Consider the following 25,091-nt stretch of genomic DNA (forward strand, 5'->3'; position numbering starts at 1 on the left):
TTCTATCCTTTCTGCTATAATAACGTTACTTCTTATCGAAAGTGGTGTAATTATGTTTACGACATTTCCAGAAATTGAAGATTTTTTCAATAGCCGAAAAGCTTTTGGTATTAAGCCTGGCATAGATCGAATTCATCGGCTGCTTGCATTATTAAATCATCCAGAAAAGAGCGCGCCTGCTATTCATGTGGCGGGCACAAACGGGAAAGGCTCGACAATTCAATTTATAAAAAATGCTTTACAAGCAAATGGTTACAAGGTAGGTGTTTTTACATCACCAAGCTTAACTGGATTAACTGGTCATATGAAGCTAAATGATTCTGAAATAACGGAGCAGCTATTTGTTGATCTATGTAATGAACTGTATCCTCATGTAATTCAGCTTGACCAAGAAAATGATCCTCCCACGGAATTTGAAATGATTACCGCGCTGGCTTTTCTTTATTTTTCAGAACGCGTTGATATTGCTCTGATTGAGGCAGGGATGGGCGGAAGAGAGGATACAACAAACTGTTTCCAACCAATCCTGTCCATTATAACAAATGTTGCAAAAGACCATACAGCTTTTCTGGGGAATTCTATTTCTGAAATTGCCTATCAAAAAGCAGGAATCATTAAAACGGGTGCTCCTGTTGTTGTTGGCCATTTAGAAACGGAAGCATTTACAGTGATTAAAGCGGAAGCTGAGAAACATTATACACCTGTCTATCAATTGGGGAAAGATGTTATTTATAATCACAATCAAGGTCAAAGCATGACATGGTATAGTAAAGAGAGAATGGTACATTTAAAGCTGCTGATGTATGGTGACTACCAGTTCCAAAATGCGGCGCTTGCTCTAATGGCACTCGAAAAGCTCAATGATGCTGGTTATCAAATTTCCTTTTCTAAAGCATCACCAGCAATAGAACAAACTAGGCTAGCGGGAAGATTTGAGATCGTAAATAAGAACCCGCTAATAATTCTTGATGGCGCCCATAATCCTGCTGGAGTTGCTGCGTTTATAAAAACCGTTAATGAACACTTTGCGGAAAAGGATAAGCAATTATTAGTTGCTGTATTTAAAGATAAAGAGCTTGATGCCATGCTTGAGCAACTGAGTACTTCGTTTACGTCAATTACGCTAACGACCTTTCAGCATCCACGTGCAGCAAAGGCAGTGGACCTATATCGCTTAGCCCCTGCAAAACAAAAGCGCATTGCTGATGATTGGAAACAGGAAGTAAATCAAATACTACAAGGCAAGGGTAACGGCGTGTGGTTTATTACAGGTTCTCTCAACTTTATTTCGCTTGTTAGAGAATATATCTTTTCGAGAAATTAAACAAAGGAAAAAGCCAAATTATGTTGAACGATTTTTTAATTGATTGTCATTTTTCGTCTTACTTTTTAAAAATCCTGTGCTAGAGTTATAGAAACAATCCATAACCGGTCACAGGAGGGGAAATTGTGGGAAAACATAAGGCAATTCTTGTAGAAAAAAATGGTGATCAGCTTAAATACAAGCTGCATGATAAAAAACACTCTTCTACAACAACTAAACAAACAGCAGCTTCCGTCGAAGATTCTGATAAATCAATTCCTGTATTAACCGGGTCTAGTAAATCAAAAAATGCTTTTAGTAAAAAGAGACCTGGGAACTTTCACACATTTAAACCACTAATAGTTGCAATTATATCTGCACTTATTATAGGGTCTGCACTTGGATTCTTCTTGCTTCGCTTATTTGTTGATGTAGAAGGACAAATAGCAGGCGAAGCGACAGACCATGTACCTAGTGCAGCATTAGCTGAAAATAACGCTCCTGCTGCGGATTCTACCGATGTCCAACTGGACTCGTTACAAGCGCATGTTTTACAGGCTGGTATTTTTTCGGAAGAAGCCAATGCAGTTGAATGGGCGGACAGCTATCTAGCAAAAGGGGTTCCAACCATGATTTGGGAGAAGGATGATCAGTATTTTCTTCTAGCTGGAATTGCGGCTACAAAGGAAGAGGCGGCACAGCTGGCAGATAGTTTGAAAGCAAAGGGTTCAATTGAAATCTATGTGAAGGAATGGAGTACATCAACTGGAGAAGTTCGACTAACAGAAAGTGAACAAGAGTGGATTCTTAAATTTCAGGAGGTTTGGAATAACGCTTTAGCTGGTTGGACTGGAGAACAAACCTTGTCAGCAGAGACCTGGAATGAACTAGCTGGTACTGCCCCTGAGAACTCTGAAACGTTAACACCGCTATTGTCGGCTATTAAAGACCCAGATGAACAAGCAACACAACTGTTGCAGATGATGTATTATTATGAACAACTTAAACAATAATCTGAAGTCAAAAAACAGGTGAAAAATTACCTGTTTTTTATTTTTTTAATCGTATTCACTAGTGAAAGAATTGTTTTCTATTTGGGAAAATAAGATTTTGTAGGCTGCTTTCCTTATTAAAATAGATTTTTAGTAAGTTGTTGGCTTGTCTAGAAGAAGATATGATAATCCTAATCATAAAGAGAGGAGGAGCCATATTGAATATGCAAGAAATTATGATAAAAGATGTACCAAAAGAAGAACGACCACGGGAACGATTGCTAAGTCATGGAGCTGAGCCACTATCCAATCAAGAATTACTATCTATTCTTATTGGCAGCGGCACGAGAGATGAATCCGTCATGTCAGTTGCCAATCGTGTACTTATGCATTTTGAAGGGTTAAAGCTATTAAGAGGAGCTACGATTGAGGAACTAACTTCAATTAAAGGTATTGGTACAGCGAAGGGATTACTGATTTTATCAGCAATCGAACTTGGTCGACGAATGCATGCATATAAGTCAATTGATAAATATGTTATTCGTTCACCAGAGGACGGTGCAGATTACATTATGGAGGAAATGCGGAGTTTAAATCAAGAGCACTTCGTAGCCTTATTTTTGAATACAAAAAATCAAATTATTCACAGGCAAACAATTTTTATAGGGAGTCTGAATGCAGCAATTGTACATCCCCGTGAGATCTATCGAGAAGCTGTTAAACGATCAGCCGCATCAATTATCGTTGCCCATAATCACCCCAGTGGAGACCCCGAACCATCTCAAGAAGACATTCATGTAACAAGACGATTAGTTGAATCAGGAAAAATGATTGGAATCGATCTTTTGGATCATTTAATTATTGGAGATCGAAAATTTGTATCATTAAAAGAAAAAGGCTACTTATAACACTATCTATTTTGTGGATTTTTTCGTATAATTATAGAAGGATTTACTAGCAGCGCCATTTTTCAAGATTAGAATGAAAGTGGCGCTTCTTATGATTACGAGATGAGTGCAAGGTATGTCAGTTTTTTAATGTGGATTGGATGATAGGTTGCAACGGATAAGATGAATCGATATAGTTAGACTACATATGTAAAGCGAAAGGTGATTCGGAGAGGAAGATTTTATTGGGCATTTTTAGTTTTTCACAGGACTTTGGAATCGATTTGGGTACAGCTAATACATTGGTTTATGTAAAAGGAAAAGGTATTGTTGTGCGTGAGCCGTCAGTTGTTGCTCGTAATACAGAAACTGGCCAGATCGAAGCAGTAGGCAGTGCAGCAAAGAACATGATTGGAAGAACACCTGGCAATATTTCTGTTATACGCCCGATGAAGGATGGTGTTATTGCAGATTACGATACGACAGCAGCGATGATGAAATATTATATTAAAAAGGCAATGAAAAATCGTTCCATGTTTGCAAAAAAGCCGAATGTTATGATTTGTGTACCATCCGGTATTACGATGGTTGAAGAGCGTGCAGTTATTGATGCTACAAAACAGGCGGGGGCAAGAGACGCTTTTCCAATCTCAGAACCGTTTGCGGCAGCGATTGGAGCAGGGTTGCCGGTTTGGGAACCGACTGGGAGTATGATAGTTGATATTGGTGGGGGTACAGCAGAAGTAGCTGTCATCTCACTAGGTGGAATTGTAACGAGTCAATCAATTCGTATTGCAGGTGACAATATGGACGAGTCCATTATAAGTCACATACGTAAAAAATATAGCTTGCTTATTGGTGAGCGTTCCGCAGAATCGATTAAGATGGATATTGGGATGGCTCGTAAAGCAGATCCCGATGTTGAAATGGATATTCGTGGGCGGGATTTATTGACAGGTTTACCGAAAACCGTTACGGTAACAGCGGAAGAAATTTCCCTCGCTTTGGATGATACAGTTGATGCCATTGTTGATGCAGTAAAAGTTACACTGGAACGAACACCACCTGAACTTGCAGCTGATGTAATGGATCGTGGCATTGTCCTATCTGGTGGAGGAGCATTACTCAAAAATTTAGATCAAGTAATAAGTGACGAGACGAAAATCCCTGTTTTTGTTACAGAGGAACCTTTGGAAAGTGTGGCAATTGGTACGGGCAAATCACTGGACTATATTCAGCAGTTCCGCTCTAGCCCAAATGTCTCATCTCGTCCTTTAAATTAATAAGTAGGTGTCTTAGGTGCAATTTTTTCGTAATAAACGACTTTTTATTCTATTAATTGGTTTTATAGTTTTGGTAGCTTTGATAGGCTATTCACTAAATAATCGGGAAAATTTAAGTACTCCCGTAAAATTTATTAATGATGCGGTTGGGTGGACACAGGAAGTGATTCATACTCCAGTCAAATTCATTACGAATATTGTTTCAAATATTAATGATTTTAAAAACACATATGAAGAAAATCAATTATTGAAAGAACAGCTGTCACAATATCAAACATTGACTTATGAAGTTCAAGAAATCAAAAAGGAAAATGAAGAGCTCATGGCTTTATTGGAAATTGAGGACTCAGCTAGAGATTATAATCCGATTCAAGCAACGGTTATCTCTAGGTCTCCTGAACGTTGGGTTGAGCAGGTGACAATCAATAAAGGTAGACAGGACGGTGTAGCCAATAATATGGTTGTTATCACCGCAGAAGGTATGGTAGGCAAAATTCAAAGTGCTTCCGAATTTACTTCAACAGTGCAGCTTTTAACTGGATTTGATCAGTTTAATCGTATTTCTGCAACAATCTCTAGAGGTGACGATGAGAAAAATATCTTTGGAATGATTGAAGGATTTGAAGAAGAAACAAATTCATTGCTGTTCCGGATCATTGAAGAGTCAGACAAAAATTTAGAAGAAGGAGAACTTGTTGTTTCTTCTGAGCTAGGCGGAGAATTTCCTGCTGGGCTTCCTATTGGGAAAGTCAAGGAAGTTGTATCTGATCAATATGGATTAACCCGTATTGCGATGGTTGAGCCAGCTGCTGATTTATACGAATTAGGTCACGTCATCGTTGTTGACCGTGCTTTGGAGTCAGCAGAGGGAAGCAATGATGAGGAGGAAGTTGAGTGATGAAACGACTATACATTCCTCTCATTCTTTTTCTGTTAACTATTTTAGAGGGTGTTGCACTAGATCTCTTGCCATCTGAACTTATAATGAGCGATATGCTTATGGTACCGCATTGGGTTTTTGCGTTTCTAGTATATATGGCAGTTTTCTATGACAATGATAATACGTATCATTCTGTCGTCTATGCATTACTTTTTGGATTATTAATTGATATTGTATATACGGGAATACTCGGTATTTACATGTTTACGTATGCATTAATAATTTATATAATTCATGGCCTTAAGAAAATGCTCCAGGGGAATTTTTATGTTTTATTGTTACTCGGAGCCGTTGGATTTATTCTAGTAGATCTTTCTATTTATGTTATTTACATGGTTGTAGGATTAACAGATATGGTCTGGGAGAACTATTTAACAGGACGTCTTCTGCCAACAGGCGCTTCAAATTTAGTGTTTTTACTAATTGTTTATCCTTTCATAGCAAAACGGCTTGCTAGATGGGGAAGAGAACAGTTAACTGGAAGTAGCACACTGTGAGTGAAAAAACTTACCTGTGTGTTTACATATGAAACTACCGCAGGCTATTTTGTAACGAGGTGAACTTGCTGTGCTTGACAAGAAGCAAATAATATTAATTAAAGGTACGAGAGAAGGGTTGAGTTTATTTATAGATGAATCAGCATCCTTCCATGATGTCATAAAAGAACTAAAAGATAAGATTATGGCAAGCAAGCCAAAGGAAAATGAACCAATTGTTTCTGTAAAGGTTAAATTAGGCAATCGACTTTTAAATGAGGAACAAGAAATAGCATTAAGAAACATTATAAGTGTTGATAATCGTTTTGAAATTACTGCGATTGAATCTGATTTAATAAGTAGAGAAGATGCTTTAAAATGGCGGGAAGAAAGTGAAATAAAAGCCATTAATCGAATTGTAAGATCTGGTCAAATATTGGAAGTTGAGGGAGACCTCCTATTAGTTGGAGATGTCAATCCTGGTGGAAAGGTAGTTTCTACAGGTAATATATATATTATGGGCAATTTATATGGAATTGCTCATGCTGGTGTAATGGGAGACCGGGAAGCTTTCATAACGGCTTCTTATATGAAGCCGACACAACTTCGGATCGCTGATTATATAAGTCGAGCCCCTGATTATGAATCGGATGGTGTGTACATGGAGTGTGGAATTATCGATGAAGAACAAGATAAGATCATTATTGATTCGTTAAAGGTTCTTTCCCGTAAGCGTAAGGAAATAAGCGGATTTGAAAGGAGAATAAATAATGGGTGAGGCAATCGTTATTACATCTGGGAAAGGTGGTGTCGGTAAGACAACGACATCAGCTAATATCGGAACCGCTTTGGCACTAATGGAAAAAAAAGTTTGTTTAATAGATACAGATATTGGTTTAAGAAATTTAGATGTCATTATGGGGCTGGAAAACCGAATTATTTATGATATCGTTGATGTAATTGAAGGGCGTTGTAAGCTTAAACAAGCATTGATTAAGGACAAGCGATTTGATTATCTATCATTATTGCCTGCAGCACAAACAAGTGATAAAACGGCTGTTACTACAAGCGGAATGAAAGAAATCGTAGCTGAACTGAAGCAAGAATATGATTATATCATTATCGATTGCCCTGCTGGAATTGAGCAAGGATTTCAAAATGCTGTTTCAGGCGCGGATCGAGCAATCGTTGTAACAACTCCTGAGAAATCTAGTGTACGTGATGCCGATCGAATCGTCGGATTACTAGAAAAAGAGGATATGAGTGAATCGCCCCGTTTAATTATTAATCGAATTCGAAACCATATGATGAAGAACGGGGATATGATTGATATTGAAGATATCGTACAATTGCTATCCATTGATTTGATTGGTGTGGTTATTGATGATGATGAAGTGATAAAAGCATCAAACAAGGGAGAACCAATTGCAATGAACCCTAATTCAAAGGCGTCTATTGCCTATCGTAACATTGCTAGAAGAATACTTGGTGAGACCGTACCTTTACAATCTCTCGAGGATGAAAAAGGTGTGTTTCAGCGTTTTAAAAAGTTCTTCGGCATGCGTGCGTAAATGAGCCATCAGCATAAAATGAAGCAAATTATTATACCTAATTGACGAAATATGAAATAAAAGCTGGAATGAAAACATTAATTTTCATTCCAGCTTTTTTGTTCATACTGCATTCCTAATGTACATATACATGTACAAATGACTTTGAAGGAATGTGAGGAAAATGGACAAAGATAAAGATATCAAAAAGGTTCGCAAGGCGATTGAACAACGAAAAAAAATGCGAGGACTTCCTTCTGGAGGAACAACAAAGCAATTACTTCCATCCATTCCAGGAGAGGAAGAAAAGCATGGTTACTACTCGATGTTCACTCATCATGAAGAAGTGTCTAGTCGTAATAATCGTGTTGTGACGAGTATGGCAATGAAGGGAATATTATCAGCCATGCTTTTCTTTGGAACAGCCTTGCTGTGGCAGACTGATACAACATTACTGGAGAAGCCTAGAGAATGGACAAGCCAAGTTATGAAGAATGAATTTCCTTTTGCAAAGGTAAATGTATGGTACAAAGAAACGTTTGGAAGACCTTTATCTCTTTCACCACAACCAGTTTTAGAAACGAATGAAGATCAGTCAATGGCGCTCCCTGTAAATGGTAACATTACGGAAACATTTCAAACAAATGGGACAGGAATTATGATCACCCCTGAAGAAACAACCAATGTAACTTCCATTCAGGAAGGTGTTGTTATTTTTGCAGGGAATGACAGAGAAACCAATAAAACGATAACAATACAGCATGCGGATGGAACTGTGACCAACTATGGAAATCTTAGTTCTATTGATGTACATCTCTATCAATTTATTGCAGGTAATCAACAAATAGGGAGCTTTACTCCGGAAGCAGACAATGAGACGGTGTTTTTCTCCATTGAAAAAAATAACGATTATGTCGATCCAGTCCAGGTGATTCAGGTTGATGAGCTTCCTTAACTATCTCCCGAAAATTCATATCCATCCGATCTTATTTATATTTATTGTCATTTCTTTTTTGACAGGTACATTTCTGGAATTATTTATTATCTTTGCTTTAGTATTGTTCCATGAGCTTGGACATTATATTGCAGCAAGGATGATGAAGTGGCGAATCAGATATATTGTACTTTGGGCATTCGGAGGGGTTATGGACACGGAAGAGCATGGAAATAAAACGATGAGGGAGGAGGCGTTTGTAACACTTGCTGGTCCTTATCAACATCTTGTCGTTTATTTTCTCTGCTTTCTTGTCGAGACCTTTCAGCTTATGCCGGCATCAATACTAGAATTGATATTATACTACAATACAATACTCCTTCTTTTTAATTTAATACCAGTATGGCCATTGGACGGAGGGAAACTGCTTTTACTTGCTGTTTCATATTTTTTTCCTTACAAAAAAGCGTACCAATTTACGCTCATATTTTCAATGGTCTTTATTACAATAGTACTTATACTTCAACTTTTATTTTTCCCATTTACGTTAAGTGTATTTTTTATATGGGTCTTTCTTTTTATGGAAAATAGAAGTGATTGGAAGCAGCGTTCGTATGTCTTTATGCGCTTTTTATTAAGGCGGTATGAAGGTGATGCAGCAGTTAAAGGAGTTCTCCCGCTTACAGTTCCTTCTGACATCTCCTTTCTTGACTTATTCTCACGTTTTAGAAGGGAAAAGAAACATCCGATTTATATTGTGTACGCTGAAAATAATCGAAAATCTGTTGATGAATCAGATTGTTTGCAAAGCTATTTTTATGAAAGAGAATATAACCAATCCATTGGAGATGCATTTTTATATAAATAATTGTTCTGAAACAGAAGACTCCTTGCTTTGGAGTCTTTTTATGATGTAAGATAGTGTTATTATGAATTGCGTTGTATCATAAATATAAGATGCTAAAATCTTAGTATGTAATTATAAGCAAGTTCTTGACAAACAGTGTCAATACATGATAACATCAATACGTTATTGATCGTAGCACCCGTGCTACAACCGCGCAGAACAGGTTTTAAACTTTTTGAAGTACCTGTATGGCGAGTCTGAGACTATTAAGGAGGTGCAAGTATGTACGCAATTATTGAAACAGGTGGAAAACAAGTTAAAGTTGTAGAAGGACAAGAAATCTACGTAGAAAAAGTTGCAGCTGATGCAAATGAGACTGTTACGTTTGATAAGGTTCTTTTCGTTGGTGGAGATGATGTTAAAGTTGGTGCTCCATTCGTTGAAGGTGCAACAGTTACTGCTAAAGTTGAAAAACAAGGCCGTCAAAAGAAGGTTATTGTTTATAAATACAAACGCAGAAAAAACTATCATCGTAAACAAGGTCATCGTCAGCCTTATACGAAACTAGTAATCGAAAAAATTAACGCATAAGGGTTTTGAATATGATTCATGTTACTGTATTTCAAACAGACAAGCAAATTACTGCTTTTGAATTATCTGGTCATGCGGAGAGTGGTCCATATGGTTATGATCTTGTATGTGCAGGTGTATCTGCTGTATCAATTGGTGCAGTAAATGCAGTAATGGAATTATGTGATACAAATCTGGAAATTGAACAAGGAGCAGAAGGTGGTTACTTACACGTAACATTACCGAAAAGGCTACCATTTGAACAAATGGAAAAAGTCCAGCTCTTATTCAAGGGAATGCTTATTTCACTGAAATCGATTGAACTTGAATATAGTCAATTTATAAAAATCGAGAACAAGTAAGGAGGTGCAGTCCATGATCCGTCTAGATTTACAATTTTTCGCAACGAAAAAAGGTGCAGGTAGTACGAAAAACGGTCGTGATTCTGAATCTAAACGACTTGGCGCAAAACGTGCAGATGGTCAGTTTGTAACTGGTGGTTCAATTTTATACCGTCAACGCGGTACAAAAATCTACCCAGGTGAAAACGTTGGCCGTGGTGGTGACGACACACTTTTTGCTAAAGTCGATGGCGTTGTTAAATTCGAACGCTATGGTAGAGACCGCAAAAAAGTAAGTGTATATCCGGTTGCTCAAGAAGCTTAATGAAATTCATCAAACTCCAGTCAATCATTTTGGCTGGAGTTTTTGTTTATCGATAATATCTAACATCTTTATCTCACCAATGCTATGTTGCGTAAAATATACTAAAAATTTTTGGACTGCAATTTTTCTTCTGAAAAGAAATAGGTGGAAGCTTTATTGGCTTGCTTCCGCTTTTGGTTTATTTCTGCTATACTTTCATAATAATGGGGGGAGAGCATGATGGGGGAGCGGGTTGTACAAATCTTACAGCATTATCGTCATGATTTAATGAATCATTTGCAAATTGTCCAAGGATATGTTGGGATGAGAAACATAGAGAAAGCTGAGAAGAAACTTGGCGAAATTGTAGATTATTACAATGAAGAACGGAAACTAATGAGTTTGAATATGCCAGAATTTATGATTTGGATTATCCAATTTAATGTGCGTTATGAAAATTTACGGCTAACATATAAAGTTCATTCGGAGTATAAAAACCTGCATGTATCGGATTCTATACTTGTAAAACAGTTTCAGGATTTTATGGAACGATGTGTGGATATTCTTAATCCAGAAGAGCTTTATGAGGTTACTCTAGTCATAGAAGAAAGCTCGGATACAAGCATGAAAATAATGCTTTCAATCCCTTGCGAAACGGATGAAGCAGAACAATTAATGGAAAGCATCAAGAAAATGCAAAGAGATGGAGCTGCGGAAATAGTGATTGCTAAAACGATGGTTGGACTATGCTTTGGTTTAATTATTTCGCAGTAATAATGAGGTGAATCACAATGTTTGTAGATCAAGTCAGTGTATACGTGAAAGCTGGAGACGGTGGTAATGGTCTTGTAGCTTATCGAAGAGAGAAATATGTACCGATGGGCGGTCCTGCCGGCGGCGATGGCGGTAACGGTGCAGATATTATATTTAAAGTGGATGAAGGGCTTAACACGTTAATGGACTTTAGATATAACCGCCACTTTAAAGGAAAGCGCGGAGAAAATGGAATGAGTAAGACACAGCATGGCAAAAATGCTGCGCCTCTAATTCTACCTGTTCCCCCAGGCACGACAGTTCTTGATGAAGATACTGAGGAAGTAATTGCTGACTTAACGGTGCATAACCAGCAAGCTGTCATCGTTCGTGGTGGGAGAGGCGGACGTGGGAACACGCGTTTTGCAACACCGAGAAACCCAGCGCCAGATATGGCTGAAAACGGAGAGCCAGGACAGGAAAGAAACATTAAAGTGGAGTTAAAGCTAATTGCGGACGTTGGACTCGTTGGGTTTCCAAGTGTTGGAAAATCTACCTTCTTGTCAGTAGTAAGTGCAGCTAAACCTAAAATTGCGGATTATCATTTCACAACACTGTCACCAAACCTAGGTGTTGTTGACACAGGTGATCAGCGAAGCTTTGTTTTAGCGGATCTTCCAGGGTTAATTGAAGGTGCATCGGTTGGCGTTGGCCTTGGCCATCAGTTCCTTAGGCATGTGGAACGAACACGTGTAATTGTTCATGTTATTGATATGGCAAGTATTGAAGGCAGAGACCCATATGATGACTATTTGAAGATTAATCAAGAATTAGAAGCGTATGACGCGAACTTATCAAAACGACCGCAGCTTATTGCGGCTAACAAAATGGACATGCCTGGAGCAACAGAAAATCTAGAGAGATTTAAAGAACAATTAGGGGAAGGTTTACCTATTTATGAAATTTCGGCATTGACAAGAGAAGGATTAAGAGACATTCTATTTGCAATCGCTGACCTCTTGGAAACGATACCTAAAAATAAGACAGAAATAGAGGATATCGATGAAACGGTTGTTTACCGTTATCAGAAAGAAGAAGAACCATTCCATATTACAAGAGATCCAGACGGTGCCTTTGTACTTTACGGAAATAAAATTGAAAAGCTATTTAAAATGACAGATTTTCAGCGAGATGAAGCTACACAACGCTTTGCAAGACAACTGCGTGGCATGGGTGTAGACAAGGCATTAAGGGAAAAAGGTGCAAAAGATGGCGATACGATTCGCTTATTAGATTTTGAATTTGAATTCATTGAATAAGCATAGTTTTGCTTTTAGGGGGAGGAACTGTTTTTGACGGAGATAGGCTATTTAGGACCAAAAGGGACATTTACAAAATTAGCAGTTGATACTGCTTTTGGCGATGAAGTGAAGCAAAGCTTTCAAACGATACCGGAATGTATTGATGCTGTCGATAATGGCGCCATTGATATTGGTGTTGTTCCCCTGGAAAATGCGATAGAGGGAACAGTGCAGATTACGGTTGATTATTTAATTCATCAGGTAAGGCTTCCAGTGGTTGCTGAAATCGTTGTACCAATTCAACAGCATTTGTTAGTACGAAAAGATTTTAATGGAAAACTATCGGATATTCAAGAAGTGCATTCGCATAGTCATGCGATAGCGCAGTGCCATCAATTTTTACATCAAAATTTGCCACATGCCAGCACTGTTTTCTCAACTTCTACAGGGAAAGCAGCTGAGATTGTAAGCGAGCAAAACGAACCGATCGCTGCAATAGGAAATAAGCTTGCCGCTAGTGAGTATGGCTTACAAATATATAAGGCTAACATACATGATTATCCAAATAATCACACGCGCTTTTTAGTGCTTACAAAGGACAGAGATTTGGTGCAAATTAAGCATGAAGCCCATTTGGAGCGCACAAGCTTACTAATTGGATTACCAAGTGATAAGCCGGGAGCGTTACATCAAATACTATCTGCATTTTCTTGGCGTAAAATGAATCTATCAAAAATCGAATCACGTCCAACGAAAACAGGACTTGGAAATTATTTCTTTATTATAGATGTTGACCAACCGTACGATAATGTACTATTCCCAGGTGTGAAGGCAGAATTGGAAGCATTAGGTTGTGAAGTAACCATTCTCGGTACATATCCAGTTTACCATATGAATATTTAGAAAAAAGTCAGGTCGAAAAGCCTGGCTTTTTTAGTGTTTTATTTTACAGAATGACCTTGATTGATTTAATTTTAGGGAATCGCTTTTCTATCTCTTTTGTAAAAATAGCTTACTTATTTAAATGATTTCCTGCAAAAGACTGTCATAATTCATGGGCAACTTTTATTCAAGTAGTGCATATGCTGATATAGAGTAATTAGCCCAGATTCTAAAGCAATGAAAGGAGTATGGTTCATTTTGAAAATACACATTGTACAAAAAGGAGACACTTTGTGGGAACTCTCCAAAAAGTATGGCGTTGATTTTGAAGAGTTAAAAGCAATGAACTCACAGTTATCAAGTCCAGATATGATTATGCCAGGAATGAAAATAAAAATTCCAGGAGATGCCAAATCTGTAAAAAAAGAAACAGTAAAGCAAGTCAAAAAAGAAGAAGTTAAGCAGCCGTATGTCGACATGTCACCAAAGCCAATGCCAGTAATTAAAGAAGACGATACGAAATTGCACCAAGTTGTAAAACCAGAAATGCCTGTTCCATCACTGCCGCAAATGCCAATTATGGATCAGGATATAAATCAATATACGACAATAAACTTTCAGCAGATGCCTTATCCCATGAAAGCACCTGAAGGAAAACCAAAGCAGGAGATTAAACCAAAGCAAGAAATGAAACCACCTAAACAGGAAATAAAGAAGGAGGTTAAAAAAGAAGTAAAGCAACCGATTCCTGAACAGAAACCAGTTATGGAGCCGATGCATCAGCCCATGATGGAACCAATGCATTATCAAATGCCAATGTATCATCATCCCATTCAACCGTGTTGCCCTCCAATGATCCCGATTTTTATCCATCCTTGTCCGCCTTCACCTTGTCATCATCATCATCACGGGGCACATCCTCATGGAGGGTTTATGGCACCTCAATTTATGCCTCCTCATCAAGGTGGACAGTATGCAGCTGATATGTCAGATTGCGGATGTGGATCAAGGGAGTTGGTGGATTACTATCCAGCAAATACAGCTGACATTTCTGGAGAAGAACGTTTTAAGCCAATCCAACCGTTAACGACTGGCCAAACGTATCCACCACAATTTGAGAGACAGAAGACAGATGGTATTACTTACCCGAAACCACCAATGTTCCCGCAGTTTAATTCAACAAATAATAACCATGAAAGTGAATAATCATAATTATATTTTCTAACGAGACGAATGCAGTTCGTCTCTTTTATTTTGCGTCTTTTTTGCTGCAGTATTTTGAATGCTCATTTGTCTTCATGGAACAGCATCCTTTAAATTGAAAAAAGTTAAATTAGTGATAAAATAAATGATAAACAGGCAATTTGCAAGGAGAGATTAGCATGGAAAATGAAGTAAATAAAATTGTTAAGTGGTTACAGGAGCAAGTAAAACAGGCTCAAGTAGACGGATTACTTGTGGGAGTAAGTGGCGGGCTTGATTCAGCTGTGGTTGCGAATTTAATTAAGCGCGCTTGTCCAGATAACTCTCTTGGTGTAATGATGCCAATTTATACATCAGATTCAAATCTTTATGATGCGCGAGATGTTATTGAACAAGCATCCATTGATTCACTAATCGTTGATTTAACGGATACACATCACGTAATGTACGAGCAAATTCAGAACCGTCTTAAAGAAAAGGGACAGTTCAATAAAGCGAATGATCAGCTTGCGGGTGCAAACCTCAGAGCAAGACTTCGTATGAGTACATTATATACCATTGCTACTAACTATAATTATTTAGTTGTAGGTACTGATAATGCAGCGGAATGGTATACTGGTTACTTTACAAAGTATGGTGATGGTGGCGTAGATATACTGCCGATCGTTGATTTTACAAAAACAGAAGTTAGAGAAATAGCTGCATTTCTTGGTGTTCCTGAACAAGTGGTTACAAAGAAGCCAAGTGCTGATTTATGGGAAAATCAGACAGATGAGAAGGAAATGGGAGTCGCTTACGATGTCATCGACGCTTATTTGAAAGGTGAAGAAATCTCGGCTGAAGATAAAGCAACAATTGAAAGAATGCACGAGCGAAGTGAACATAAACGTACAAGCTTACCGAAATATAATCGAAACTAGTTTTCCTTAATTTAACTGTGTAAATAGACCTCCATTATACAAACTACCTGTAAGGAGGTCTATGTTTATGAATAGAAGAAAATCGATATGCTTCATTCTGCTGTTTATGCTTCTCATCGGCTGTAATGCAGAAAATGAAACATCTGAGCAGCGAAAGGATGACGTCGTTCAACCAATCCATTTTGAGCCTAAGACGGATGCAAATAATCGTTATGAATCCAAACAGCCATCCATTGGCGAGCGGGGTGGATATCCACAAAGTAAGCAGGAGGGTGTTAACGCCTCTGACTTTACTCATTACTCGGATGCCTTTACGAACGAAGAGTCAGCTCGTATAACAGAAGAGTTAAGCAAACAAAAGGATATTATACAAGCACAGGTTGCATCGACAGAAGATCGTATTGTGGTTGCCGTCATACTTCGCGAACACTTTAACCATGATGTTACACAAAATATCAAACAAGAGGTTAGAGAAATTATACCAAATACTGACAAGCAAGTTATTGTATATACTGATGATATTGAATGGGACCGTATGAAAAACCTGGACGCAAGATTACGGGCGAAGAATAATGGAGATGATCTAGAAACGTTTATTGAAGACCTTTTTCAATTAAAAGACTAACTAATGAACCGACCTATATACTAACCTTGAAATATCCTCTATATGGTTTATTCTTTTCCTGCACTGCTTTTTTTGATATAGTAAGGAAAGAATTTCTAGAGAGGAGAATATCCGAGTGGCTGGTCATTCTAAATGGAAAAATATACAGAAAAGAAAAAATGCACAGGATGCAAAAAAAGGAAAAATCTTTATGCGTCATGCTAAAGATATTTATATAGCGGCAAAACAAGGTGGATCAGACTTGGATACAAATGCCGGGCTTCGAATGGCAGTTGAAAAAGCGAAAGCTGATAATATGCCGAATGATAATATTGAGCGTAATATTAAAAAGGCTACGGGAACACTTGATGGAGCAAATTATGAAGAAATTACGTATGAGGGTTATGGTCCGGGTGGTGTAGCTGTTATTGTTCATGTATTGACGGACAATAAAAACCGTACAGCTGCAGAAGTGAGGCATGCGTTTAAAAAGAATGGCGGGAACTTAGGTGAAAGTGGAAGTGTAGCCTTTATGTTCGACCGAAAAGGCTACATTGTTATTTCTAACACAGACGGTTCCATCGAAGAAGATGAATTAACTTTAGCTGTACTTGAAGCGGGCGCAGAAGATATCGAATCCCATGAGGATGCATTTGAGATTTATACTACACCAGATGAATACCAAGAAGTGGTCGATCACCTTATGCAAAATGGTTATGAAATTGCGGATAGTGAGGTAACGTTAATTCCACAAAATTATAACAAGCTTTCAACTGAAGATGAAGAAAAGATGATGACACTTCTTGATACATTAGAAGAGAGTGAGGACGTTCAGGATATCCATCACAATTTGGAAACGTCCGATTAAATCTGTGATAAACTTCTATTTCGATTAGGAATAGAAGTTTATCTTTGTGTTATGAATTCTGCTTATGACCTTAAGTCATAGGGTGACAACATTCGATAAGTAAGAAGGTAACCTCTCCAATGAATGAACTTTTATGTTAAAATAAGTGAAGGAATGATTATATGATAGCGTATATTAAGGGGCAGCTTGTGTCTGTTTTAAATGAGTCGGTTGTCGTTGATGTACATGGGATAGGTTATGAAATAATTTGTGCCAATCCATTTGCATTTCAATCTGCATTAAACAAAGAATTACTTATACATACATACCATCATGTCCGTGAAGATAGTCAAATCTTATATGGATTTAAAAATGAAGATGAAAAATATTTGTTTATTAAACTTATATCGGTCTCTGGTATTGGCCCAAAGGGTGCCTTAGCGATTCTTGCAGGTGTCGATATTTCTGAATTTGTAGCTGCTGTTGAAAGGGAAGACGACAAATTTTTGACAAGCTTTCCTGGGGTCGGAAAAAAAACAGCCCGTCAAATGATTCTCGATTTGAAAGGAAAACTAACTTCCGTATTCTCGATTCAAGTTGAGATTGAACAAGTTACAGCTTCAGCAGACTCGAATGCTGCAGTCTACAAGGAAGCAGAAGAAGCATTGCAAGCGCTAGGCTATACAGACCGAGAATTAAAAGCTGTAATTCCATTGCTAAGAAAAGAAAATATCTCCAATACAGATGAAATTATTCGAAAAGCACTAGGGTTACTTGTTAGAAATTAGGAAAGGTGGGACGGAAGATGGAGGATCGGATGGTAACTGGTGAATTACAAGAAGATGATACGTCGATTGAATTGAGTCTTCGTCCTGAAAGTTTAAAGCAATATATTGGACAAGATAAAGTAAAAGAGAATCTGAGCATTTTTATTCAAGCTGCAAAAATGCGGAATGAACCACTTGATCATGTATTGTTATATGGACCTCCTGGTCTTGGAAAAACTACCCTTGCAGCAATTATTGCAAATGAGATGGGGGTTAATTTTCGATCGACATCAGGACCAGCGATCGAACGGGCGGGAGATTTAGCAGCAATCTTGTCTTCCCTTGAGCCTGGCGATGTTTTATTTATTGATGAGGTGCATCGCCTGCCACGTTCGGTGGAAGAAGTATTGTACTCTGCAATGGAGGATTTCTTTCTTGATATCGTAATTGGAACCGGACCTAGCGCACGATCGGTTAAAATTGATTTACCACCATTTACACTTGTCGGAGCGACAACACGAGCAGGATTGCTGACAGCACCACTCCGTGATCGTTTTGGTGTGTTAAGCAGGCTGGAATTCTATGAAGCAAAAGATTTATGCGCGATTGTGGAACGAACAGCTGAAATTTTCCATACAACCATAACAAAGGAAGGTGCAATCGAGGTTGCACGGAGATCAAGGGGCACACCGCGAATTGCAAACAGATTGCTAAAGCGAATACGAGATATTTCCCAAGTAAAAGGGGAAGAGGAAATTTCGCTTGAAACAACAGATCAGGCACTAGGCATGCTTCAAGTAGATGATGCCGGACTTGATCATATTGATCATAAGTTATTAAAAGGTATAATTGATGGGTTCCAAGGTGGGCCAGTTGGATTAGATACAATTGCTGCAACGATTGGTGAAGAACCACAAACGATTGAGGATGTCTACGAACCATATTTACTGCAAATTGGATTTATTCAACGAACACCAAGAGGAAGAATTGTAACGGCTAAAGCATACCAGCATTTTGGCATAACAAAGCATGAGGAATGATAAAATTGGGTAAGCTTTTTATCGTAATCGGTATTTTATTTGTCATTATCGGGTTAGTCTGGACGTTTATTGGGAAATTACCGGGGGACATCGTAATTAAAAAAGGGAATTTTACGATGTACTTTCCGATTGTGACATCAATCGTGATTAGTATTATTTTATCCATTATATTTTTCATCTTCGGTCGATTCCGTTAAGATACAGTAAGGAGTTTCATTATGAATATTGAAGACTTTGATTTTGATTTACCTGAATCGTTAATCGCACAAACACCGTTGAAGGATCGTACGGCATCCCGATTGCTTGTGTTGAATCCGGCGACGAAGGAAATAACACATCAGCATTTTGCAGATATCAAAAATTATTTTAAAAAAGGGGATTGCCTCGTACTAAATGATACTCGCGTACTGCCTGCAAGGCTATATGGTGTTAAAAAAGATACGGGTGCTAATATTGAGGTCCTTTTATTGCATCAAGAAGCACAGGATACATGGGAAGTACTTACCAAGCCAGCTAAAAAGGTGAAAGTAGGCACAGAGTTAATCTTTGGTGATGGAAAGCTGAAAGCGACCTGTACTGGATTAAAAGAGCATGGTGGAAGAGAAATGAAATTTTCTTATGATGGTATTTTTTATGAAGTGCTCGATGAGCTTGGTGAAATGCCGCTTCCGCCTTATATTAAAGAACAGCTTCCAGAAAAAGAACGTTATCAAACTGTTTATGCAAAGGAAGAAGGATCAGCTGCAGCACCGACGGCAGGGCTTCATTTTACAACCGAGCTTTTAGAAGAAATTAAAGAGCTTGGTGTAAACATCGCTTTTATCACGTTACATGTTGGTTTAGGTACGTTCAGACCTGTTAGCGTCGATGATATTGATGAACACGAGATGCATTCTGAATTCTATCAGATGACAGAAGAAACAGCTGCAACATTGAATGAAATAAAAGCAAATGGCGGTCGAATCATATCTGTGGGTACTACATCAACAAGAACGTTAGAGACAATCGCCAGGGACAATGACGGCAAGTTTGTAGCAAGCAGTGGTTGGACAGATATCTTTATTTATCCACCTTATCAATTTAAAGCAATCGATGGATTAATAACAAATTTCCATCTTCCAAAGTCAACATTAATTATGTTAGTTAGTGCACTTGCAGATAGGGAAACAGTTTTACATGCTTATCGAGAAGCGGTTAGAGAGCAATATCGATTCTTCAGCTTTGGAGATGCGATGTTAATTTTATAAAAGAGGTAAGAATAAAATGACACCAATAACATATGAATTAATTAAAACAGATAAACAGACAGGTGCTCGGCTTGGTCGAGTTCATACCCCACATGGTTCATTTGATACACCAACATTTATGCCGGTAGGAACACTTGCAACAGTAAAAACAATGAGCCCTGAAGAGTTGCAGCAAATGAATGCGAATATTATCTTGTCAAACACATACCATCTATGGTTACGGCCTGGGGAAGATATTATCCGTGAAGCAGGTGGACTTCATAAATTCATGAACTGGGATGGAGCGATTTTAACGGATTCCGGTGGTTTCCAAGTGTTTAGTTTGAGTGATATGCGTGAAATCACGGAAGAGGGTGTCCACTTCCGAAGTCATTTAAATGGGGACAAGCTCTTTTTATCTCCAGAAAAGGCAATGCAGATCCAAAACGCACTTGGGTCTGATATTATGATGGCATTTGATGAGTGTCCACCATATCCAGCTTCTCATGAATATATGAAAGCTTCTGTTGAGCGGACATCTCGCTGGGCAGAGCGTTGCCTAGAAGCGCATGAGCGAAAAGATGTACAAGGCTTATTCGGCATTATTCAAGGTGGCGAATATGAGGATCTCCGAAAGCAAAGTGCTCAGGACCTAGTATCGTTAGATTTCCCTGGTTATGCGATCGGTGGTTTATCTGTAGGTGAGCCAAAGGATATTATGAACCGCGTGCTCGAATCAACGACACCATTAATGCCTGCAAATAAACCACGTTACTTGATGGGGGTAGGTTCACCAGACTCATTGATTGATGGAGCAATTCGTGGAATTGATATGTTTGACTGTGTGCTGCCAACCCGAATTGCACGAAATGGTACATGCATGACTTCAAATGGGCGATTAGTTGTTCGGAATGCGAAATATGCACGCGATTTTGGTCCAATTGATGAAAATTGTGATTGTCATGTATGTAAAAATTATACACGTGCATATATCCGTCATTTAATAAAATGCAATGAAACGTTCGGATTCAGACTTACGACTTATCATAACCTGCATTTTCTGTTAAAATTAATGGAGCAAGTTCGAGCTGCTATAAAAGAAGATCGTCTTGGAGACTTCAAGGAGTCCTTCTTTGAGCAATATGGTTTAAATAAACCGAATGCAAAGAACTTTTAATGCTTAAGAATAGAAAGGGGTGAATGTTCATGGAAATGCTCGTTTCATTATCACCGATTATTTTGATGTTTGTTATTTTCTATTTCCTGCTTATCAGACCACAGCAAAAGCGTCAAAAGCAAGTTAGAGAAATGCAAAGCGATTTACAAAAAGGCGATGATATCGTAACAATTGGTGGGCTTCATGCAAAGGTTCATGCACTAGATGAAGGAACAGTTGTTCTTATCACAAATGATGGTGCCAAGCTTACGTATGACCGCTCTGCAATTCGTGAAGTAAAACAAGGGTAAGTGTATCCATGTTATAAGCTAAGGAACGTTGGTCTTTGGCTTATACAGATACATGTATTATGTATGAACGTACATAGAATAAACAAAATACTCAGCAGGCAGTTAAAAATAAAAAGAAGTTAGTGCAATTTGCATTAACTTCTTTTTATATGGATTTAATTGTGTAGCGCACCTATTCAACTTGACCGCCAATAAGATTGACTCCAATAATTCCGCCTACTAATGCAGCAGCTAGAAAGCCAAGATGATGGATTGACTGCTCTAATGAAAAACCTTGCTGGTATCCTAAATATTGCACTAAAAAAATCAGTAATGTAAAGCCTAGCCCAATGGTTGTACCGATTAACCATCCTTTTGATTTCCCTTTTGCTCCTGCGGTAATTCCGCCTAGAAATAAAGCGAGTATACCAATAATTAATGTAGTCCACTTTAATCCTGGTTCATCAAAAGCTGTAAACTGTAAGACAAGTGCTAAAACTACACTAGACAATAAAATAATACCAAGTACTACAATCCAGCCATACAACAATGCAGTTAATTGATTTTTTTGCATATTCCATTCTCCTCTCTCATGATTGTCTGCTTATGTCCATTTTATTCGGACAAATTGTATTTAGAAGAAAATATTTATAATTTTCCAAGCATACAATATTAGTACCCAGATCTCCAAATGCGAACAAATTATGTTGAAAGAGGGCTAATATGGATGTCATACTAGCAATAGTAATATTTATCGTCAGCTATTTTTTTATTATGACCGAACGAATTAATCGTGCAACAGCTGCACTATTTGGTGGAACGCTCTTACTATTAACAGGGATCTATACAACAGAGGATATATTTTTCCACTATATTGATTGGAATACGATTGCATTATTGTTTTCCATGATGGTGATCATATCAATTACAGAAAAGACAGGTCTATTTACGTTTATTGCCATTCGCTTTGCGCAAAGTGTACGAGGAGACCCTATGTTCTTATTAATCGGTTCGATAGTACTCACCGCAATAGGGTCTGCTTTTTTGGATAATGTAACAACGGTTTTAATTTTTGTTCCAGTCATGCTAAAAATCACAAAGCTTCTGAAGCTTCCGGCATTTCCTTACTTATTAATGATTATTTTCAGTTCGAATATTGGAGGGACGGCAACACTGATTGGTGATCCACCGAATATCATGATTGGACAGGCGGTAGAGCATTTTACATTCTTAACCTTTCTCGCACATACTGCACCAGTAGCACTATTTTTGTTAATTCTACTCATCTTGATTAGTTATCTTTTATTCCAAAGAAGATTAAAAACGTATCAGCCAAATCTAAGCGAACTCCTCTCCATTGATGCAAAAGAAAACCTGGTAGAGTCCACTATATTATATAAATCGGTCACAGTCCTAATTATGACCGTTACAGGCTTTCTTCTACACGCTGCAGTACATGTTGAAATGACCACAATCGCTTTAACAGGAGCAATTTTATTATTATTGCTAACAGAAAAAGATGTGAAAACAGAAGAAATCTTATCTAAGGTAGAATGGGTAACGTTATTCTTTTTTATTGGTTTATTCACAATTGTTGGAGGTCTGCAGCATACAGGTGTTATTGATGAAATAGCTAGATTAATTGTTGTTTCAACAGAAGGGGATTATGTGAAAACAACATTACTCATTTTATGGATATCCGGCTTTGCTTCCGGCTTTATCGATAATATTCCATTTGTTGCCGCGATGATACCAGTTATCCAAGAGTTTGAAACATATGGCATGGTATATTTAGACCCGATTTGGTGGGCGTTAGCACTGGGATCCTGTTTAGGGGGAAATGCAACGCTTTTAGGTGCATCAGCAAATGTAGTTGTTGCTGGATTAGCAGAAGCTGATAATCAGAGAATTTCCTTTCTGCGTTTTATGAAATATGGAATTGTGATTGTCGTATTATCTTTAATCGTTTCAACAGTGTATATATATATTCGCTATTTGATTCCTTACATGGGATAAGAAAATGACACCTGTTATTCAAGTGTCATTTTTTTATTTCTTCTTATTGAAAAATGGTATTTGTCTAAGCTCATCTTTCGTAATAAATTTTAAAGCAAACAAAAGAATGATATAGATGGCTCCAAGTATAACTAAAACAGATAGAAAAAGAATTACATGTGGTTCCATCGTTTCATAGATACGTTTCAGAAAACTACCAAACAACCAAGTGAAAGCAAGAAGAACAATCATTTTACAAATATCTAGAAAAGGGATAGAATACCCAATTACTTTTCTCAGTACAGCCAAATGTAATAATGTAACCAGGACAACCCCTGTACATAATCCAATTGCTGCCCCCATAATTCCAAAATTTGGGTTGGAGGCAAGTATAACTAATACAACGGACTTTAGTGCAACACCAAAGAGACTATTCCACATGGCAGGCTTTGCAAGGTCGAGGGCCTGCAGTGCAGCTTGAAGCGGTGACTGAATGTAATGCAGTAAAAAGAATGGAGCCATCAGCACTAAATAATGGCTTGCATCTCCTGTTCCATACATATACGTAAGTAATTGTACGGCGAATATCGAGAGGACTACAGTTGAAATACCTCCAGATGCAAATGAGATACGGATTGATTGGTGAATCCGGTAATGAATTAAGGCTATATTTTTCTTTGCTTCTGCTTCTGCAATAGATGGTACGAGTGCAACAGCAAGGGAATGGGTAATAAAAGTTGGGAGAAAAAGTAATGGCATCACATAGCCAGTTAGTTCTCCATATTGCTTCGTAGCGACAGCACTTGCAACCCCGGCAATTGCCAAGCTTTGGACAACGAGTATTGGTTCTAGAAAGTTCGAAATAGACCCAATCATTCTGCTTCCCATGCTTGGAAGGGCAATGGATAGCAGTTCTCTGACAACATTTCTACTTGATTTCAAATAAGAGAAAAAACGATGTCTTAATCGTAAGGTTTTCTTTCGCTTGAATGTATAAATCATATACATTAGGGATATAAATTCTCCAATGATGACACTTATCATTGCTCCAGCAGCAGCGTATTCAATGCCATATGGAAGTAAAAGATTTACGAAAAATGCAACACAGGTAATTCTTACAAGCTGCTCAATCACTTGTGCATAGCTTTGCGGCTTCATGTTTTGCTTTCCTTGGAAATAGCCTCTTAGCACAGCTGCAATTGCAGTAATCGGGATAATTGGGCTAATTGCAAGAATAGGGAGCATTGCCCGACTATCGGTTAACAAAGTAGAAGCGATGTATGGAGCGCCAACAGCCATTACAATGGTAAATACAATACTTGAGATAAAGGTAATCATGAGAGATATTACAACAATCTTTTTTACTTTTGCTTGGTCATTAGCAGCGTCTGCCTCGGCTACTCTTTTGGATATTGCAACCGGTAAACCAAGTTGTGTTAATGTCATTACTAAAAAGAGTGTTGGGAGAGCCATCATATATAAGCCAATACCTTCTTCTCCCATTAGCCTTGCCACAACAATTCGATTAATGAACCCCATAAAACGAGTAATCATTCCAGCAACGATTAAGATGATTGCCCCTTGTAGAAATGTTTGTTTGGTCATTTTATTCGACCCGCCTTCTCAAATAATAAAAATTACTATACAATGATATATATGCTAAATAGTGGACAAAGCATG

Annotated in this window: 29 protein-coding genes and 1 other annotated feature; of the genes, 27 read left to right on the forward strand and 2 right to left on the reverse strand. The window is 38.0% G+C overall.

What is annotated here, in order from left to right:
- The first annotated feature begins 52 nt into the window (after positions 1-52).
- From D1B32_RS08265 to yajC, 26 genes are all read left to right on the forward strand, one after another.
- Positions 53-1,324, forward strand: a complete 1,272-nt coding sequence (locus D1B32_RS08265) for a bifunctional folylpolyglutamate synthase/dihydrofolate synthase (protein WP_118889086.1) — start codon at positions 53-55, stop codon at positions 1,322-1,324.
- A 125-nt stretch (positions 1,325-1,449) separates the two neighbouring features.
- Positions 1,450-2,316 carry an SPOR domain-containing protein gene (locus D1B32_RS08270; RefSeq protein ID WP_158586222.1) on the forward strand — a complete coding sequence of 289 codons (867 nt, stop codon included), beginning with the start codon at positions 1,450-1,452 and terminating at the stop codon, positions 2,314-2,316.
- Between the two features lie 203 nt (positions 2,317-2,519).
- Positions 2,520-3,203 (forward strand): RadC family protein, encoded by a 684-nt coding sequence (radC, locus tag D1B32_RS08275; RefSeq protein WP_095307212.1) that lies wholly within the window; start codon positions 2,520-2,522, stop codon positions 3,201-3,203.
- 224 nt (positions 3,204-3,427) lie between these two features.
- The gene (locus D1B32_RS08280; RefSeq protein WP_095307189.1) at positions 3,428-4,465 is read left to right on the forward strand and encodes a rod shape-determining protein; all 1,038 of its coding nucleotides are present in this window, start codon (positions 3,428-3,430) and stop codon (positions 4,463-4,465) included.
- A 16-nt stretch (positions 4,466-4,481) separates the two neighbouring features.
- Positions 4,482-5,363 carry a rod shape-determining protein MreC gene (mreC, locus tag D1B32_RS08285; protein ID WP_118889088.1) on the forward strand — a complete coding sequence of 294 codons (882 nt, stop codon included), beginning with the start codon at positions 4,482-4,484 and terminating at the stop codon, positions 5,361-5,363.
- Complete coding sequence (gene mreD / locus D1B32_RS08290; RefSeq protein ID WP_187393142.1) at positions 5,363-5,902, forward strand: rod shape-determining protein MreD; 540 nt, start codon at positions 5,363-5,365, stop codon at positions 5,900-5,902. Before mreC ends, mreD begins: the two co-directional genes overlap by 1 nt.
- Positions 5,903-5,972: 70 nt before the next feature.
- The gene (minC, locus tag D1B32_RS08295) at positions 5,973-6,659 is read left to right on the forward strand and encodes a septum site-determining protein MinC (RefSeq protein WP_095307185.1); all 687 of its coding nucleotides are present in this window, start codon (positions 5,973-5,975) and stop codon (positions 6,657-6,659) included.
- Positions 6,652-7,452, forward strand: a complete 801-nt coding sequence (gene minD, locus D1B32_RS08300; protein WP_095307184.1) for a septum site-determining protein MinD — start codon at positions 6,652-6,654, stop codon at positions 7,450-7,452. The genes minC and minD overlap by 8 nt, the downstream gene beginning before the upstream one ends.
- A gap of 163 nt (positions 7,453-7,615) precedes the next feature.
- The gene (locus D1B32_RS08305) at positions 7,616-8,386 is read left to right on the forward strand and encodes a M23 family metallopeptidase (RefSeq protein WP_095307183.1); all 771 of its coding nucleotides are present in this window, start codon (positions 7,616-7,618) and stop codon (positions 8,384-8,386) included.
- Positions 8,373-9,233 carry a M50 family metallopeptidase gene (locus D1B32_RS08310; protein ID WP_095307181.1) on the forward strand — a complete coding sequence of 287 codons (861 nt, stop codon included), beginning with the start codon at positions 8,373-8,375 and terminating at the stop codon, positions 9,231-9,233. Before D1B32_RS08305 ends, D1B32_RS08310 begins: the two co-directional genes overlap by 14 nt.
- A gap of 177 nt (positions 9,234-9,410) precedes the next feature.
- Positions 9,411-9,481 (forward strand) — a sequence feature (ribosomal protein L21 leader region).
- A gap of 13 nt (positions 9,482-9,494) precedes the next feature.
- Positions 9,495-9,803 carry a 50S ribosomal protein L21 gene (gene rplU / locus D1B32_RS08315; RefSeq protein WP_095307180.1) on the forward strand — a complete coding sequence of 103 codons (309 nt, stop codon included), beginning with the start codon at positions 9,495-9,497 and terminating at the stop codon, positions 9,801-9,803.
- A gap of 11 nt (positions 9,804-9,814) precedes the next feature.
- Positions 9,815-10,144 carry a ribosomal-processing cysteine protease Prp gene (locus tag D1B32_RS08320; protein WP_118889089.1) on the forward strand — a complete coding sequence of 110 codons (330 nt, stop codon included), beginning with the start codon at positions 9,815-9,817 and terminating at the stop codon, positions 10,142-10,144.
- A 13-nt stretch (positions 10,145-10,157) separates the two neighbouring features.
- A complete protein-coding gene (rpmA, locus tag D1B32_RS08325; RefSeq protein ID WP_095307178.1) occupies positions 10,158-10,448 on the forward strand; it encodes a 50S ribosomal protein L27 in 291 nt (96 codons plus the stop codon).
- 216 nt (positions 10,449-10,664) lie between these two features.
- On the forward strand, positions 10,665-11,201 hold the full coding sequence (locus D1B32_RS08330; RefSeq protein ID WP_118889090.1) for a Spo0B domain-containing protein: 537 nt from the start codon (positions 10,665-10,667) through the stop codon (positions 11,199-11,201).
- Between the two features lie 17 nt (positions 11,202-11,218).
- On the forward strand, positions 11,219-12,499 hold the full coding sequence (gene obgE, locus D1B32_RS08335) for a GTPase ObgE (RefSeq protein ID WP_095307175.1): 1,281 nt from the start codon (positions 11,219-11,221) through the stop codon (positions 12,497-12,499).
- A 33-nt stretch (positions 12,500-12,532) separates the two neighbouring features.
- Entirely contained in the window at positions 12,533-13,384 is an 852-nt protein-coding gene (pheA, locus tag D1B32_RS08340; protein ID WP_095307174.1) for a prephenate dehydratase, read from the forward strand.
- 237 nt (positions 13,385-13,621) lie between these two features.
- Positions 13,622-14,569, forward strand: coding sequence for a SafA/ExsA family spore coat assembly protein (safA, locus tag D1B32_RS24435; RefSeq protein ID WP_118889091.1), 948 nt, complete (start codon positions 13,622-13,624; stop codon positions 14,567-14,569).
- 176 nt (positions 14,570-14,745) lie between these two features.
- Entirely contained in the window at positions 14,746-15,486 is a 741-nt protein-coding gene (gene nadE / locus D1B32_RS08350) for an NAD(+) synthase (RefSeq protein WP_118889092.1), read from the forward strand.
- A gap of 67 nt (positions 15,487-15,553) precedes the next feature.
- A complete protein-coding gene (locus tag D1B32_RS08355; RefSeq protein ID WP_095307170.1) occupies positions 15,554-16,111 on the forward strand; it encodes a YhcN/YlaJ family sporulation lipoprotein in 558 nt (185 codons plus the stop codon).
- Positions 16,112-16,226: 115 nt separating this feature from the next.
- On the forward strand, positions 16,227-16,958 hold the full coding sequence (locus tag D1B32_RS08360) for a YebC/PmpR family DNA-binding transcriptional regulator (RefSeq protein WP_095307169.1): 732 nt from the start codon (positions 16,227-16,229) through the stop codon (positions 16,956-16,958).
- 161 nt (positions 16,959-17,119) lie between these two features.
- On the forward strand, positions 17,120-17,725 hold the full coding sequence (gene ruvA / locus D1B32_RS08365; RefSeq protein WP_095307168.1) for a Holliday junction branch migration protein RuvA: 606 nt from the start codon (positions 17,120-17,122) through the stop codon (positions 17,723-17,725).
- A 17-nt stretch (positions 17,726-17,742) separates the two neighbouring features.
- Positions 17,743-18,744, forward strand: coding sequence for a Holliday junction branch migration DNA helicase RuvB (gene ruvB, locus D1B32_RS08370; RefSeq protein ID WP_095307167.1), 1,002 nt, complete (start codon positions 17,743-17,745; stop codon positions 18,742-18,744).
- A complete protein-coding gene (locus D1B32_RS08375; RefSeq protein ID WP_168927290.1) occupies positions 18,741-18,941 on the forward strand; it encodes a DUF2905 domain-containing protein in 201 nt (66 codons plus the stop codon). The genes ruvB and D1B32_RS08375 overlap by 4 nt, the downstream gene beginning before the upstream one ends.
- A gap of 21 nt (positions 18,942-18,962) precedes the next feature.
- Positions 18,963-19,991, forward strand: coding sequence for a tRNA preQ1(34) S-adenosylmethionine ribosyltransferase-isomerase QueA (gene queA / locus D1B32_RS08380; RefSeq protein ID WP_095307165.1), 1,029 nt, complete (start codon positions 18,963-18,965; stop codon positions 19,989-19,991).
- Between the two features lie 16 nt (positions 19,992-20,007).
- Entirely contained in the window at positions 20,008-21,147 is a 1,140-nt protein-coding gene (gene tgt, locus D1B32_RS08385; RefSeq protein ID WP_095307163.1) for a tRNA guanosine(34) transglycosylase Tgt, read from the forward strand.
- A gap of 29 nt (positions 21,148-21,176) precedes the next feature.
- Positions 21,177-21,437, forward strand: coding sequence for a preprotein translocase subunit YajC (yajC, locus tag D1B32_RS08390; RefSeq protein WP_095307162.1), 261 nt, complete (start codon positions 21,177-21,179; stop codon positions 21,435-21,437).
- Positions 21,438-21,609: 172 nt separating this feature from the next.
- Here yajC and D1B32_RS08395 read toward each other — a convergent pair whose 3' ends face one another.
- Complete coding sequence (locus D1B32_RS08395) at positions 21,610-21,990, reverse strand: TIGR04086 family membrane protein (protein WP_095307161.1); 381 nt, start codon at positions 21,988-21,990, stop codon at positions 21,610-21,612.
- Between the two features lie 149 nt (positions 21,991-22,139).
- Between D1B32_RS08395 and D1B32_RS08400 the strand changes: the two genes are divergently transcribed.
- On the forward strand, positions 22,140-23,432 hold the full coding sequence (locus tag D1B32_RS08400; RefSeq protein ID WP_095307160.1) for an ArsB/NhaD family transporter: 1,293 nt from the start codon (positions 22,140-22,142) through the stop codon (positions 23,430-23,432).
- Between the two features lie 33 nt (positions 23,433-23,465).
- Here the strand turns inward: D1B32_RS08400 and spoVB are convergent, their stop codons facing one another.
- Positions 23,466-25,016 carry a stage V sporulation protein B gene (gene spoVB, locus D1B32_RS08405; protein WP_095307159.1) on the reverse strand — a complete coding sequence of 517 codons (1,551 nt, stop codon included), beginning with the start codon at positions 25,014-25,016 and terminating at the stop codon, positions 23,466-23,468.
- Between the last annotated feature and the right edge of the window lie 75 nt (positions 25,017-25,091).

This window comes from Oceanobacillus profundus (genome assembly GCF_003515705.1).
Lineage (GTDB): Bacteria > Bacillota > Bacilli > Bacillales > Amphibacillaceae > Oceanobacillus > Oceanobacillus profundus.

What these genes read in the sequence shown, in the direction of transcription:
- D1B32_RS08265 (WP_118889086.1), top strand. Translation starts at nt 53, where the DNA reads ATGTTTACGACATTTCCAGAAATTGAAGATTTTTTCAATAGCCGAAAA.
- radC (WP_095307212.1), top strand. Translation starts at nt 2,520, where the DNA reads ATGCAAGAAATTATGATAAAAGATGTACCAAAAGAAGAACGACCACGG.
- mreD (WP_187393142.1), top strand. Translation starts at nt 5,363, where the DNA reads ATGAAACGACTATACATTCCTCTCATTCTTTTTCTGTTAACTATTTTA.
- minD (WP_095307184.1), top strand. Translation starts at nt 6,652, where the DNA reads ATGGGTGAGGCAATCGTTATTACATCTGGGAAAGGTGGTGTCGGTAAG.
- D1B32_RS08305 (WP_095307183.1), top strand. Translation starts at nt 7,616, where the DNA reads ATGGACAAAGATAAAGATATCAAAAAGGTTCGCAAGGCGATTGAACAA.
- D1B32_RS08310 (WP_095307181.1), top strand. Translation starts at nt 8,373, where the DNA reads ATGAGCTTCCTTAACTATCTCCCGAAAATTCATATCCATCCGATCTTA.
- rplU (WP_095307180.1), top strand. Translation starts at nt 9,495, where the DNA reads ATGTACGCAATTATTGAAACAGGTGGAAAACAAGTTAAAGTTGTAGAA.
- D1B32_RS08320 (WP_118889089.1), top strand. Translation starts at nt 9,815, where the DNA reads ATGATTCATGTTACTGTATTTCAAACAGACAAGCAAATTACTGCTTTT.
- rpmA (WP_095307178.1), top strand. Translation starts at nt 10,158, where the DNA reads ATGATCCGTCTAGATTTACAATTTTTCGCAACGAAAAAAGGTGCAGGT.
- D1B32_RS08330 (WP_118889090.1), top strand. Translation starts at nt 10,665, where the DNA reads ATGATGGGGGAGCGGGTTGTACAAATCTTACAGCATTATCGTCATGAT.
- obgE (WP_095307175.1), top strand. Translation starts at nt 11,219, where the DNA reads ATGTTTGTAGATCAAGTCAGTGTATACGTGAAAGCTGGAGACGGTGGT.
- nadE (WP_118889092.1), top strand. Translation starts at nt 14,746, where the DNA reads ATGGAAAATGAAGTAAATAAAATTGTTAAGTGGTTACAGGAGCAAGTA.
- D1B32_RS08355 (WP_095307170.1), top strand. Translation starts at nt 15,554, where the DNA reads ATGAATAGAAGAAAATCGATATGCTTCATTCTGCTGTTTATGCTTCTC.
- ruvA (WP_095307168.1), top strand. Translation starts at nt 17,120, where the DNA reads ATGATAGCGTATATTAAGGGGCAGCTTGTGTCTGTTTTAAATGAGTCG.
- ruvB (WP_095307167.1), top strand. Translation starts at nt 17,743, where the DNA reads ATGGAGGATCGGATGGTAACTGGTGAATTACAAGAAGATGATACGTCG.
- D1B32_RS08375 (WP_168927290.1), top strand. Translation starts at nt 18,741, where the DNA reads ATGATAAAATTGGGTAAGCTTTTTATCGTAATCGGTATTTTATTTGTC.
- queA (WP_095307165.1), top strand. Translation starts at nt 18,963, where the DNA reads ATGAATATTGAAGACTTTGATTTTGATTTACCTGAATCGTTAATCGCA.
- tgt (WP_095307163.1), top strand. Translation starts at nt 20,008, where the DNA reads ATGACACCAATAACATATGAATTAATTAAAACAGATAAACAGACAGGT.
- yajC (WP_095307162.1), top strand. Translation starts at nt 21,177, where the DNA reads ATGGAAATGCTCGTTTCATTATCACCGATTATTTTGATGTTTGTTATT.
- D1B32_RS08395 (WP_095307161.1), bottom strand. Translation starts at nt 21,990, where the DNA reads ATGCAAAAAAATCAATTAACTGCATTGTTGTATGGCTGGATTGTAGTA.
- D1B32_RS08400 (WP_095307160.1), top strand. Translation starts at nt 22,140, where the DNA reads ATGGATGTCATACTAGCAATAGTAATATTTATCGTCAGCTATTTTTTT.
- spoVB (WP_095307159.1), bottom strand. Translation starts at nt 25,016, where the DNA reads ATGACCAAACAAACATTTCTACAAGGGGCAATCATCTTAATCGTTGCT.